The sequence below is a fragment of the Streptomyces sp. NPDC002044 genome (assembly GCF_040296725.1).
Classification (GTDB): Bacteria; Actinomycetota; Actinomycetes; order Streptomycetales; family Streptomycetaceae; genus Streptomyces; species Streptomyces antarcticus.
Window position 1 is genome coordinate 1 of the sequence record NZ_JBEOXU010000160.1, and the last position, 13,004, is coordinate 13,004.

At 73.2% G+C, this 13,004-nt stretch carries 13 protein-coding genes and 1 pseudogene; 2 read left to right on the forward strand and 12 right to left on the reverse strand.

Annotated elements, in window-relative coordinates:
- Positions 1-192 (reverse strand): annotated as a pseudogene (locus ABT106_RS27405) (hypothetical protein); the annotation flags it as partial.
- Positions 193-235: 43 nt separating this feature from the next.
- Positions 236-967, reverse strand: a complete 732-nt coding sequence (locus tag ABT106_RS27410; protein ID WP_351282427.1) for an AAA family ATPase — start codon at positions 965-967, stop codon at positions 236-238.
- Between the two features lie 1,142 nt (positions 968-2,109).
- Here ABT106_RS27410 and ABT106_RS27415 point away from each other — a divergent pair.
- Both ABT106_RS27415 and ABT106_RS27420 read left to right on the forward strand, forming a co-directional pair.
- Positions 2,110-2,748: a hypothetical protein gene (locus tag ABT106_RS27415; RefSeq protein WP_351282429.1), complete on the forward strand. Its 639-nt coding sequence runs from the start codon at positions 2,110-2,112 to the stop codon at positions 2,746-2,748.
- 914 nt (positions 2,749-3,662) lie between these two features.
- Complete coding sequence (locus ABT106_RS27420; protein ID WP_351282432.1) at positions 3,663-4,256, forward strand: hypothetical protein; 594 nt, start codon at positions 3,663-3,665, stop codon at positions 4,254-4,256.
- Positions 4,257-4,525: 269 nt separating this feature from the next.
- On the opposite strand, the gene ABT106_RS27425 is transcribed toward ABT106_RS27420, so the two are convergent.
- The 10 genes from ABT106_RS27425 to ABT106_RS27470 form a co-directional block, all read right to left on the reverse strand.
- Entirely contained in the window at positions 4,526-4,738 is a 213-nt protein-coding gene (locus ABT106_RS27425; protein WP_351282435.1) for a hypothetical protein, read from the reverse strand.
- A gap of 710 nt (positions 4,739-5,448) precedes the next feature.
- Positions 5,449-5,868, reverse strand: a complete 420-nt coding sequence (locus tag ABT106_RS27430; RefSeq protein ID WP_351282438.1) for a plasmid mobilization protein — start codon at positions 5,866-5,868, stop codon at positions 5,449-5,451.
- 280 nt (positions 5,869-6,148) lie between these two features.
- The gene (locus tag ABT106_RS27435) at positions 6,149-6,505 is read right to left on the reverse strand and encodes a DUF7739 domain-containing protein (RefSeq protein ID WP_351282441.1); all 357 of its coding nucleotides are present in this window, start codon (positions 6,503-6,505) and stop codon (positions 6,149-6,151) included.
- A complete protein-coding gene (locus ABT106_RS27440; RefSeq protein ID WP_351282444.1) occupies positions 6,502-6,753 on the reverse strand; it encodes a hypothetical protein in 252 nt (83 codons plus the stop codon). Before ABT106_RS27440 ends, ABT106_RS27435 begins: the two co-directional genes overlap by 4 nt.
- 14 nt (positions 6,754-6,767) lie before the next feature.
- The gene (locus tag ABT106_RS27445) at positions 6,768-7,220 is read right to left on the reverse strand and encodes a Pycsar system effector family protein (protein WP_351282447.1); all 453 of its coding nucleotides are present in this window, start codon (positions 7,218-7,220) and stop codon (positions 6,768-6,770) included.
- A 17-nt stretch (positions 7,221-7,237) separates the two neighbouring features.
- A complete protein-coding gene (locus tag ABT106_RS27450) occupies positions 7,238-7,717 on the reverse strand; it encodes a hypothetical protein (protein WP_351282450.1) in 480 nt (159 codons plus the stop codon).
- A 155-nt stretch (positions 7,718-7,872) separates the two neighbouring features.
- Positions 7,873-9,264, reverse strand: coding sequence for a DNA/RNA helicase domain-containing protein (locus tag ABT106_RS27455; protein WP_351282453.1), 1,392 nt, complete (start codon positions 9,262-9,264; stop codon positions 7,873-7,875).
- Positions 9,264-10,076, reverse strand: coding sequence for a hypothetical protein (locus tag ABT106_RS27460; RefSeq protein ID WP_351282456.1), 813 nt, complete (start codon positions 10,074-10,076; stop codon positions 9,264-9,266). Before ABT106_RS27460 ends, ABT106_RS27455 begins: the two co-directional genes overlap by 1 nt.
- Before the next feature lie 85 nt (positions 10,077-10,161).
- A complete protein-coding gene (locus ABT106_RS27465) occupies positions 10,162-10,566 on the reverse strand; it encodes a hypothetical protein (protein ID WP_351282459.1) in 405 nt (134 codons plus the stop codon).
- Between the two features lie 8 nt (positions 10,567-10,574).
- Positions 10,575-12,668, reverse strand: a complete 2,094-nt coding sequence (locus tag ABT106_RS27470) for a hypothetical protein (RefSeq protein WP_351282462.1) — start codon at positions 12,666-12,668, stop codon at positions 10,575-10,577.
- Positions 12,669-13,004: the final 336 nt, after the last annotated feature.

Consider the following 13,004-nt stretch of genomic DNA (forward strand, 5'->3'; position numbering starts at 1 on the left):
GTGCATCACCGGCCGGACCGACTGCTGGACGGCCTGCTCCAGCATCCCGGCCATGTAGGAGAGGTTCCCGAGGGCGCTGTACGCGTGGCTGGGGAACTCCCAGTCGCGGGCGACGGCGCGGGAGGTGTGGTTGAAGGCGCGGACGGCGTCGCCAGCGTCGGACAGGTGACGGGCGGGGTTGTTGTCGCTCACGGTGTTCTCCTCGGTGGTGTGGTGAAGCGGTCGGGCGGACTGGTCAGAGAGGCGTGACGATGTCGTGCGCGGCGGTGAAGCCCTCGGCGAGCAGGGCCTTGGGGGTGGCCGCGAGCGCGAGGGAGTGCTGCCAGGCGAGGACGTCGTCGGGCACCCGCCGGTTGGCGGGCCGGGCGGCGTTACGGGCCCGGCAGGTGTCGAGGTGCGGAAGGAAGCGCAGAGTGACGACCGGGCGGCCGTGGCGCCGGGCCCGCTCGACGAGCTCGGCGCGGATGCGGACCTCCACGTTCGTGGAGTCGAGGTAGAGGGGGGTTCCCTCGCTCAGGTGCTTTTCCAGCAGGATGTTCTGCTCGATGACGGCGGCCGGGGTGAGGGCCTGGTCGCCCGCGTCACCTCCGAGCTGCTGGCGCAGGGAGTCGAGGCAGACCACCGTGACGATCCCGGCCTGGGCGGCGAAGGTGGACTTGCCTGAGGCGCCGGGGCCGACGGCGACCAGGAGCGTGCCGGGCTCGATCGAGCGGAGCACGTCGGTGCCGGCCGCCGTGCGGTCGTCGGCGGCGATCCAGCGCTCGGGGCCGCCCTCGCGGGTGTGGCGCCAGTCCTGCCGGGTGCCGATGATCTGCTCGGCCCAGTCCATCGCGGCCTCGACGTCGCGGTCGAAGTTCTCCGCGAAGGTCTCGTGGCAGTCCAGGTAGAGGCCGGCGCGGTTGAGCTGCCAGCCGAATACGCCGTCGGTGAGGTACGTCGGGGCGAGGACGTAGCGCGGTAAGGGCATGGGTTCCCCCTCGGTTCGGCCGGGCCGGAGCGGCGCGGCTTCCGTTCACCACTCTAGGGGGGCGAAAAGGGGGGGCGCAAGTACGGAATGGATTCCAATGGATCGCTGCCGGTTCTAGGCCCCGATTTTCACCCTTCTGGGTGATTCATCGGATCGGATCGGCTTCAGGGGGCTAAAACGACCGTTTCCGCCCCCCGGTCGGATTGGATCGCCGGGGCGGGCTGCCCGCGCTGCGGGCCGGTCAGCAGATTCCCGCCCGCCCGGCGGGAGCGGACCGGGTCCGAGCCGTGCACCCCTGGCGTCCGGGTGGGGCCGGCGGAAGGCTCGACGGGAGGACCGGGGTTGGCGTGCCTGCCTGCTGGCGTGCCAGCACGCCGGGACGGCCAGCGATTCCATGGCGGCACCCCCTTGACCACCCCCTTGTCCGGCAGGTGGTCAAGGGGGTCTGTGCCGTGGTTTCGAAGGTCGGCCCGTCGAAGATCGGGAATCGGCCTCACACGCCGCCGCGTGCCTGGCGTTCTCGGGGGCCTGCGGGTGAGCGGACGTCCGGAGCCCTCACGGGGGCACACGCGGGCACACAGGGATTGCGGCAGGTCAGCGGCCCGCCCGGTGGCACCCGTGTGACGGACGGGGCGTACGGACCGGGGACAGCCGTCTCCCATGGGAGACAGATGATCGCACCGGGTACCCGGGGTACCCGCCGCCGCCGGCCACCAGCTCCACCGGCCCGGAGGGCGCCCGCGGCTCGACATCTCCCTGCACCTCTACTTCCCGCGCGACGCGGGCCTGCGCGGTGGACCCGTCCCCGGCTCGACCTCGTCGAAGAGGCCACCGGCCGCCGGATCTCCTCCACCGCCGCCCGGTGGCCCCGACGGGGTGGCTTCTTCCCCCTCCAACTACCTGACTTGGAGAAGAGGCGGCCACCCACCGCCCGACTTGCGCGCCGCTGACCTGCACCGTGTCCGGAAGGTCCGCGCAGTTTGGTCGAGCACCGGGTTCTGGACCTCGCGGACGACCTGGCGGCGGCCGGCGCACCCCGAGACGCAAGCGGGTGAGCCTGCTATCTCGCGCGCGATGGGACGGTCCCGGAAGTCCCACGAAGCCCGCGACGGTAGCCGTGCGGGTCCGTACGGTCCGCGCCCATGACGAACACCAACGACTCCGCGAAGACCCCCGCCCGCCGCCGCCCGCGCCGCCGGGGCCGCCCCTCCCTGCTCACCCCGACCGTGATGGACCTCCTTACCCGCGCGACCTCCGTGGGTCTGCCGATGACGCAGGCCGCCGACGCCGCCGGGGTCGGCCGCTCGACGTTCCTGCGCTGGATGAGCCGCGGCGAGGACGTCGTCGAGGAGAAGCAGGGCGGCCACCTCGACGTGAACTCCCCCGACCCGCACGCCGCGCTCTACGCCCGGGTAACCCGCGCACGCGCCGTGTCGGCGGTCCGCGCCACCGGCCACATCGAGGAGGCGGCCCGCGGCGCCGTCGTCTCCGAGACCCACCGGACGTGGACCGACCCCGTCACCGGAGAGCACCGCAGCGAACGCCGCATCCGCCGGCGGCCGGGCGACTGGCGGGCGGCGGCCTGGTTCCTCGACCGCCTCGACCCGAACCCCAAGACGCTCGACGAGCTGCTCGACGAAGAGGACGCACGGCTCGCCGCCCGCAGCGAGACGCCGCTGGAACGAGCCCTCACCCCACAGCTCCAGGAGCTGGCCGCGCGGCTCCAGCGCACGCTCGCGGAGTACGAGGACGACACCCCGGCCGCGCCCGGCACGGAGTAGCTCGACGTCCTCCTGGTCGTCGCCGCCGACGGGTCGGTACGTGTACCGCTCGGCGGCGACGATGAGGAACCGCGGCCGACGTCGGGGACGGGTCGGAGAACTGCTGTCGGACTCCAAGGGGGTCCCGTACAGAAGTAGTCGGCGGCCGGGAGCTCCACCGGCACCCCCTTGACACGCTGGTCAGCGCGACGGGCACCGGCGGCCCCCGAGAGGCTGGGGGCTACTTGTAGGGCAAGTTGAGAGGCAACTTGCAGGGCCACTTGCAGAGCAACTTGTAGAGCAAGTTGTAGGGCAACCCGCCAACCCGACTGCACCGCGCCACCGCTTCAGCCGCACGCCCAGAACGACCACACCTCATGCACTACCGCCCGGCCCCGAACCACCGGCCCCCTCACCCTCTCCGAACTCCCCCGCCCGACACCTCTTGCAACTCCGCTCCCCACCCCGACCGAACTCCCCCACCCCCTCCTGCAGAACTCCCTCCGAACTCCTCACCCACCTCCCTCGTCCTCCAGTCCCCCGTCCCGATCTGTACCTCTGGAAACTCCAAGACCACCCCCTCCTAGGGACGACGCGAGGGGGTGGTCTTGGAGATGGAAGAGCGTCTGTGCAGGTCGGGACGGGGGACTGGAGGACCCTCTGTAACACCTGGTTTTACAGGCTGGTTTACACCCGGCCTCGAACTCCGGCCGCCCTCGGCCGGGAACCCGAAGAGTGTCTTCGCCGATAACTTGCTCGCCCCCGGCCGGGCTAGTGGAGTGTCCGTTCCTCCACCTTGCTCGGGCCCACCGCCGGCCTTCCCGCGCCCCCGCTTGAGCAGCACCGGGGTGCAATACACCTCTGGCACTTTTGGCCCCGCGAGTTTCGTACGGACGGAACTCCGCGCCGCGCTGAGCGGGCCGTAGGGTTCCCGGATGACCACCAGCACCCCGCCCGAGCCGACCGACGACGACGACCAGGAGCACGGCGACGTCGTCGCGAAGTACGAGACGGTGCGGGTACGCGACCGCTTGGTGCAGCGCACGTGCGGGTGGTGCAGCGTCGTCCTGCGGTACGGCGGCGTCGGTCGCCCGCCCAAGTTCTGCTGCGACGACCACCGCAAGCGCTGGCACGAGCGGGAGAACGCGAAGAAGGCGCTGGGGCTCGACACGACCGCCCCCGAGCCGGTGCGCGAGGTCATCGAGCGCACCGAAACCCGGGTGCGCACGGTCGTCCGCAAGGGCCCCACGGTGCTCCAGCCGGTGGCCGTGCCGACCCGGTCCGAGCCGGGCGGACCGCCCACGACGGTCGACGGCTGGTACCGGCAACTGCGCTCCCTGCTCGCCGCCGCACGGTCCGGGGAGTACACGGAGGACCAGCGCACCGCGCTCGCCGACGTCTTCACGATCGCCGCCGAACACCTGCGGGCGGGCCCGGCCGGGGTCGCATCGGTGCCCGAGGAGCAGCCCGGCGTCAGCCGTGCGGAGCGCCGCCGGCGCGAGCGTCAGGCCCGCAAGGGACGCGGCTGACCCGAGCGACCGGCGGAGTTTCGTCCGGACGGAACGGAGTTGCAAGAGATGTCAGGCCGCCCTCGGTCTGACTCGGCGGAACGGGGAAGCTCCCCTTCCGCCCCAACTTGCTCCGCCCGGGGTTCCGTTCCGGGTTCTCTTCGGAGTCCTCTTTGGGGTCCCGTTTCGAGTGCCGTTTGAGGTGCCGTTTCGGGTTCTCTTCGACGTCGCCGCGTACGGGAGAACGCCGCAGGTGAGGACCGGCGGACAAGGGGTCTTGGGCCCGCCGACTACTTCCCTGGGGACCTCTTCGGCTCCCGAGCGATGCCCGGCCCGAGGGTCCGCCGGCCTTTGTGGTCGGCCACCGCCTGGTGCTCGACGTCGCTCAGGAGCTGCCCCCGCTCGACGCGCTCGACCGGCAGAAGCCGCGGTGCGGGCCCGGCCGGGACGGTGGTCGTGGTGGCGCTGGGGCCGGTGCCGAGTGGGCGACGTGCGGTGCTCATGGGAGGAGTCTCCCGCCTCCGGCACGCGCGCGCGTGTGCACCCTCGCGACCGGTCGCGACGTCGCGTTTCCGGGGCCCCCGTATCGGAGCGGAGCGACGATACCTTGGTCCCCCTCCTGGGGCCTGGAGCGTCCGGCGAAGGCGATGCACAGGGCGTGCGGCGCAGCGTTCGCACGGGCCGGTTCGGCGCGGTCGGCGGGAAGTGCAAGAGGTGTGACCGTTCTGGCCTGTCGCCTGGGTCAGTTCGCAATGTCTGAGGTGTGACCGACTCGGCGGTCACGAGCGAAGCTCGGCGGCTGTCCACGGTCGTGCTCTCCGAGCGCGGCGGTGGGTCAGCCGTACGCGCGTGCACGCGGGTGCACGGGCACGTGTGCACGCGTTGGAGACGGCCGTCGACGCCTTGATGCATAGGTGTGGCGGATCTGTTCGACGGCGTGCGCCTGGCCCTGGTCCGTGCGGCACGTCTATGGGGCGGCGGGTTCGACGTCGTCGTGCTCCTGGCGGCGCTCGCCGCGATACGTCATCTCGGTGACGTACGGGCGCGGGCGAAGACGTACGCGCGGTCGCGGCCGGGGCGGAGCGAGGAACTGCGGGGGCGGTGCCGTCCGGCGCGAGCCGGGGTGCACCACGACGATGCCGACTCGCGCCGGGCGGTGCCGACCGGAGCGGGGGCCTGGGGGCCGGCGAAGGCCACCAGCGGCCACCGGCGGTCAGTCACGGCGACGGCGCCGCCGCATGTTCACCACGGTCGCCTCGTCCATCCGCCGGACCGCCGCCTCGACGCGCTCCAGCACGGCGAGCAGCTGCTCGTCGGTGACGCCGCCGCCGGCGTTGCGCGTGCGGGCGAGCTGGTTGAGGTTGTTGCCGATCCGGGTCAGCGCGGTCCGCGCCTCCAGCAGCTCGCGCAGCTCGTCGCGGGTCGTCGGCGGGATCGGCGTCAGGGTGCCCATCGCGACCGCCACGACGGTGCGCGCGGCGTACCCGGCCGGGGTCAGCCGGGCGAGCGTGGCACCGGCCTGGACGGCGGCCATCTCGTCGTCACCAAGGCGCAGGGAGACGCGGTGCTCGCGCGGCTCGTCGTTGCGGCGCGTGCGCCGCCTGGTCTCGCCGAACACCCGCTGCTCGCGCACGCCGCCCCCTCGAAAACCCCCGGTCCGTCCCCGGACCAACCAACGGCCGCTGACCGGCCGTCGGCGCATACGGTAACCGTATGCACTAACTTGCTGCAGCCATCCACCGCCCGGCCGCCGACGTACGGGTGCGTCCCCCCGGGCGTGGGCGACGCCGGGCCGAAGGCCCGTAAAAGGCGTGGGCGGAGCCCCCGTAACTGCTCCTCCCCCAGAACGCAGAAAGGCCCCCGGTCCGCCTCACGGGGAGACGGGCCGGGGGCCTTGGTGGTGCGCGTCGGTGCTACGCGAGCTCCATCTGCCACGCCCACGGTTCGCCGGCGGCCGCGGCGCGCGTGGCGGCGGCGGCCAGGGCGTGGGCGACGGCCGACTCCTTGGCGCGCACGAAGCGGTGGCGGGCGAGCTTGAGCAGCAGCGCGGAGATCTCGGCGGCCTGCGAGGGCGTCATCGTGCCGCCCTCGCCGGGGTTGGTCAGCAGCAGCACGACCGGGCCGCGTTCGTCGCGGGACAAGCAGCCCTCGGCGTACCCGGCCAGGCTCGTCAGCGACTTCAGCGGGTGCCGGTCCTCGCCGAAGAAGTCCGCGCCGTGGGAGACGACGACGTGCGCCTCGGGGTCGTGGATCTGGTGCGTGCGGCTCATCGCGACTCCCCGGGCACGGTGACGGTGGCGGGCTGCGTGGACGCGGGCGCCGGCGGCCGGGCCGCGGTGCCGTCCGCGATGACGGTGACCTCGTCGTGGCGGGGGAACTGAGGGCGGCCGTCGTCCATGCGGACGGTGAGATGGCCGCCGGTGTGCATCTCCTGGATGACGCCCTGGTCGCCGATCTCGGCGACGCGGCCGAACGCCTCGATCCGGGTGGTCAGCTCAATACGGGCTCCGACGTGCATGGTGTTCTCCTCCGTCAGATCAGGGACGTGAGCAGGGCGGCGGCGAGGGTGACGAGCGAGCCGCTGGTGATGTCTCCGGCCAGGCGCAGGCCCGCGTACTTGCGGCGGGCGATCTGGGCGAGCTGAACGACGTGGGCGGCGCGGTCGGCCGGAGCCTCGAGGTCGGCCAGCAGCTCGTCGGTGGTGCACAGCGACCAGTAGAGGAACGAGCCGCGGGCGTGTCCGGCCAGGCGCGGCCGTACGACGATCAGCACGACGAGCATGGCGGCGACCAGGCCGACGGCGCCGGTGCCGACGAGCACGGCGGACAGGCCCGGTAACGCCTTGCCGGGGACGGCGGCCACGAGCGCGGCCAGCGGCAGCGAGAACGCGGTGAGCAGGACGCCGGACTTGGCGTCGGTCCGGCTGATCTCCGCAAGCACCGTGGCGGTGGCGGCGTCCAGGCGGGCGTCGATGTCCTTGGGCATGAGTGGGTCCTTCCGGGTCAGCGGACGTCGTTGCGGTTCTTGGCGAACAGGCCCTTCGTCGTGCTGGAGACCGTGGTGCTCTCCTGCCGGACCGGGCCGTTGTAGTGGTGGTGGTGCTCGGTGTGCGCGTCGGCCTTCGCGCGGCCGGCGGACCGCAGCAGCGAGCCGACTGCGAGGACCAGGGCGACGGGCCCGGCCCCGGCCACGGCGAGCGTCGTGGGGTCGACCTGCCCGAGCGTGAACAGCACGAGCGAGGTCGCGCCGCCGACGGACAGGGCCGCGACGCTGCCGGAGAGCATCAGGGCACTGGCGTCCGTGGCCTTCTGGCTCATGGGCGGGCGTCCGGGCTGGGCGACCGGCGGGGTAGGCCCGTACGCGGGCAGCGGGGTCTCGTCGCGGTGTGAGGTCGGCGGGGCGTACGCCTCGGTGATGAGCTGGCGGGCGCGGGCGTCGGCCTCGTCGGCGCTGAGCGGGGCGGCGGTGCGGTCCTGGTCCATGGGGTGCTCCTTCGTCGTGTGGCACTGCGGGGAAGGGCCGGGGCCCGGAGGCGGAATCTCCAGGCCCCGGCGTGCTGGCCAGCTAGCGTGCTGACGTGCTGGCCTGCGGGCGTGCTGGCATGCCCGCAGGGTCTGCTGTGTGCTGCTGCGCGGGGTCAGTCCGCGGGGGCGGGCACGATGAGCTTCGTTTCATCGGGGCGGGCGATCAGACCCTTCGCGCGCAGGGCGCTGATGTTGGTGCGGACGGAGGCTCGGGCCACCCGGCGGCCGCCGTCGGCTTCGAGCACGGCCATGAGGTCGACCTCGGCCAGGCCGTCCGCCGGCAGCGCGGCGAGGATGCGCTCAGCGGTCGACATCCGGGAGGTGTCCGGCTCGGGTTCCGGTGCGGGCGCCGCCGACACCGTGCCCGTCTGGCTGCCCTCAGAGGCCGCCTGACGCTCTTTCGCGCTCATGTGCTCCTCCAGGTCGATCGTCTCGCCGGGAGGGGCGTGGGGGCCGTACAGGGCGAGGATCACCGGGTCGTAGCCGGTGCACGGCTCGATGCTCCCGACGACGTAGGTGCGGGCCATGCTCGTGGGGCGGATCCCGGTGAGGTGGTAGAGCATCCCCTGCGAGTTCACGTCGTCCTCGTCGTCGGCCCGCTGCTCGTTGTAGCGGCGGATCCTCCGCACCTGCCCGACGACTTTGGGGATCGGCTGGAGGGACTCGCCGCGGGGGAGGAGTCCGTCGCTGACGAGCTGCTGCATCATCGCGCTGGACCAGCGCAGGAGGATGACCTCGCCCTCCTTGAGCATGCCGCGCAGGGTGTCGCTGCCCCCGAGTTCGTCCAGGTGCCCGGCCTGCGCGGCGATGATGATGCCGACGCCCACCGACCGGCCGGTCCTGCCCAGCTCCTTGATGAGCAGGGCGGCTTCGTCCCGGAACGGGGCGCCCTTCTCCAACAGCCTGTTGGCCTCGTCAACGATCCCGTACGTCAGCGGGTCCGGGGCGTCCTTGACGAAGCCGGAGCGGCCCATCTCCGCGTAGGAGGTCATGCGGCGCTCGGCTTCGGCGACCAGGCCGCGCAGCATCAGGATCGTCTCGTACTGCGTGGTGACCCGGGTGGCCACGTTGCCCTTGGCCTCGGGCACCGACTGGCCGTGCTTGAGGTCGGCGAGGTGGACGACGATGCCGGACGCCTTGCAGGCGATCAGGATCGCCTGGACGAGCCGGGACTTCCCGGCGCCGGTCGTCCCGAAGATGGCCCCGCGCTGGGCGTTGCCGGTCTTCGGGTCGAACAGGCGGAACCTGAGCGGCGACCCGTCGAAGTACGTCCCGAGGGTGATCCGCCCGCGGGCGTCCATCACCAGGTCGTCCACGTCCACGGCCCGGACGTCCATCAGCGGGTTCGAGGGGTAGACCCGGACGATCGCCTCGCGGCCGACGCCCTGCTCGAAGATGACCCGGCTGTAGTCCTCGACCTTCAGCAGGTCGCACAGCGCCTCGTGGTCGTACCGTTTGACCCCGCCCGGCGGGGTCTTCAGCACGTACTCGCGGACATCGAGCATCAGGTCAGCTCCTTGTGGACCTCGTAGGTGTTGGCCTCGATCAGCTCGACGCCCGGCATCGCGGTGGCGGCGATCTGCGCCCACACCTCCGCGTCGCTGTCGCCCGTTCCGACCTCGGCCTCGAGCACCGGGCGCTGCCCGAGGACCAGGAGGCGGACGCCGGCGCCGCGGCCGGGCACCGGGCCGATGTCGATCAGGTCCTCCGGGAGGTCCAGCTCGGCGGACAGGCCGGGCTTGGAGATGTCGGGCACGGGCTGCCCGCGCTTCTGGGCGCCGATGACCAGCGCCAGGCACTGCTCGCTGATCTGCTGGTGCTGCAAGAGCACGGTGCCGGGGGCGACGCCGCCCTCGATGGCGAACCGCTCACCCCACCAACGGGCCTGCGGGCTGTCGTAGGTGGGAGCCGCCGGTTCGACCGGCGCTTCCTCGGCCTTCGCGGCTTCGGCGAGGGCCTGGGCCAGGGCCTCGTCGGTGAACTCACGGGCCGTGTGCCCCGGGCGCAGGAGCCAGGTGGCTCCGGTCCACAGCGCCACCGCGGCGGCCTGCGCGAAGAAGGAGGCCGCGCCGTCGGGGGCCAGGCGCTCGCCGACGAGCAGCGCCGCGCAGCCCGCGTGCGGGGCGGCGTAGATGGAGATGGCCGTCCAGCGCACCGAGGAGGGGGCGCGCCAGACTTTGAGGTTCCCCGCCAGGCCGACGCCGGCGGTGGCGAGGGCGGCGAGGGTTCCGGGGAGGGTGAAGGCGTCGTTGCCCAGTCCCCCGGTGAGGACGACGGCTCCGGCGACGGTGGCGGCTCGGCCGACCGTCGCACGCACGCGAGCGAGCATGGGGAAGTACCTCCAGAAACGGCGGGGCGGCCGGGCCCGTGAGGCTCCGGCCGCCCCGTGCGGGGGGAGAGGGTCAGCGGTTGCTGTAGTACGTGCGGTCGGTGTCCTTGCCCGCCATCAGCTCGGCCACGGGCCCGTAGTCGGCCTCGTGGCCCTCCTTGGCCGCCTTGAAGTCGGCGGCCATCTCGGCGGCCTCGTTGGCGAGTGACTCGGCGTCGGCCAGGACGCCGCGCATCACGGAGGCGGCGTCGCGGTGGGCGTTGACCACTTCGCCCTCGACCCACAGGGTGCTGGCCGTGTCGGCGAGCATGTCCACCGACCGGGCGCAGTCCTCGACGTAGTTGTACGCGCCGCGCACCGCCTCGCTCAGCGCGAACATGGCGACCGAGGCCATGCCCAGCTTGGCGGTGGCGACCGTGTACGTGATGCCGTCGGAGACCAGCTCGACGACCTTCGACCCGACGCGTGCGAGATCCATTCCCATGGCTACTCCTTGTGGTACGAGGCGTCGGCGGGTGCGGTGTGGCCCATGTCGCGGACCTTGTCGGCGGCGGGCTTGTCGAAGGCGGCGGCGAGCTCTCCGGCGTGGGCGATGGCCTCGGCAGCCCGGGGCAGACCCCCGGCGACCGCCTGGGCCTTGGCCTCCACGACTCCGGCCCGCTCGATCAGCCGGGTGCACCAGCCGACGAAGACGCCGGGCACCGACTTGGCGATCAGCTCGGCGCGCATCTCCTCGATGGCGCCGGCCAGGCGGTCGCACCGGTCGGCGACGAGCCGGGCGTGCTCGGCGCCCGCCATGATCTCCTCGGCCTGGTCCTCGTCCGCCTCGATGACGTCGTAGACCGTGAGGTCGGAGTCGGTGAACTGGGTGTCCCGTACGGGTGCAGGCGATCCCATGGGCGGCGCCCCTTTCCGTGGTCCTGGCACCCCGCCGGACGGCGCGGGCGGTGCTGCGGGTCCTCCTGATCCCCCCGGGAAGCAGTCGCCGCCGACCAGTTCCCTCAGCTTCGGCTTGGGCTTCGGCTTGGGCTCCTGGTCGAGCCGTTCGAGCGTCACGGAGTACGTGGCGTTCATCCCGGGCGGGGGCCGCAGCCACGCACCGTCCGCCTGCGGCGTCTGCGGGGGCGGGGGCTGCTGGCTGCGGGTACTGCGGGAGCGCGACCCGGGCCGGGAGCCGGTCGGGCCGGGCGGGGGCTGCTTGGCCTTCTTGTTCTTCCTGCCCCACCGCCCCTTCGGCGGCTTCGTGGGCGGGGGCGGCACGGTGCCCGCAGGCCCCGGCGAGGAGGGCGGGACCGGCTTGGACCGGGGCCGCTTCGGCGTGCGGCGCTTCAGGCTGACCTTCGGCCGGGGCTTCTTCGTCAAGCTCACCTTCGGCCGCGACGGCGAGGCCGGCGGAGCGGTCGGAGGCGTCTTCGGGGCCTTCGTCAGGCTGACCTTCGGCCCGGCCGGAGCGGCCGATGGCTTCTTCGGAGCCTTCGTCAGGCTGACCTTGGGCCCGGCGGCCGGGGCCGCCGACGCCTTCTTCTTGGCCCTGGTCAGTACCGGCGAGGCCAGGCTCTTGCGCCGCCTCTCCAGCCGCCTCCCCGCGCCTTCCGCCAGCGACTGCCCGAGGGTCGTACGGGCCGCCGCCTCGGTCTTCCGCTGCTTCCTGGCCTTGTCCTGGGCCTTGGCCTTCTCCTTGAGGCGCCGATTGCGGATCTTGTCCTTCACCGCCTGCCCGCTGTCCCGGCTGCGGTTACGCCTCTCCCGGTCGGCGTCCCGGTCCTTCGCGCGGGTCTCCAGCCGTGCCGACTGCCGGTCCGCCTTGCGCTGGGCCTTCGCTCCCTGCCGGGCCGCAGCCCGCTCCTGGCGGCCGCGGGCCCGCTCCATCGACGGGCTGGAGGGACTGGAGCTGGGCGACTTGCCGCCGCTGGGGCTCTTGAGTCCCTTGCCGGAGCCGTCCTTGCCCTTGCCGCTCCCGGTCGACCCGGTCGTCGCACCGGACTTGCCGGAGCTGCCCTTCCCGCCGGCCCCCGACGAGCCGGTGCCCGTCGACGACTTGCCGCCCGACCCCGGCTTCCCGGTGCCGGTCGACCCGCTGCTGGTCGGCGTCTTGCCGCTCCCGGCGGACCCGCCCTTGCCGGAGCTGCCCTTGCCGGGCCCGGTGGAGCCGCTGCCCATGGAGCCGGACTTCGTACCGCGTCCGCCTCCGGCACCGGCGCCCTTGCCGCCCGACGATCCGCCGCCACCGCCCTTGGAGCCGCCCCCGCCCTTCGAGCCGCCGTCGGTCAGCGACTTGACGCGGCCTTTGGCGCGGGCCTTCTCCGCGTCGCCGCCGATCTGCGCCAGGGCGGCCTCGTGCTCGGCGCGGCTCTTGACCTTCTCGGCTTTCGCCTTCGCGGTCGCCTGCCGTACCGGGGCCAGGTCCTGGAACTGCTGGCGGCGGTCGGCGAGCCAGCCGGTCATGCCGCGCAGGGCGGCGACCGCGGTCCCGATGGCGAGGACCATCGCGGCCCGGCCCGATCCCCTGACCCCTCCGGCGGCGACACCGCCGGACTGGAGCGCGGCCGGAACCTGCGGCGAAGCGGCGCCGGGCAGCACGGGGACCGGCGGCGGCGGGACCGCCGGCGCGGGGAGGACCAGCGCCGGGTGAGGCAGCCCCGCCGGGGCGGTCGGCGCAGCCGGACCCGCAACGGGGCCCGGGGCGACGGAAGGGGCCGCCGGGGGCGGGGGCGCCGCCGCCGGAGGCGGTGGCGGAGGAGGCGGAGGAGGGGGCGCCACGGTCCCCGCAGGACGGATCGGGATCACCTGGCCGCCGCCGCTGTTGTTGCCGTTGCTCATCGAATTCTCCCGGGAGAGGGTTGACAGGCGGTGACCGCCTCGCGTACGCGCGCACGTGCCCGTGCGCCCGTGTGCCCGTGCCTCCGCATTACGCGA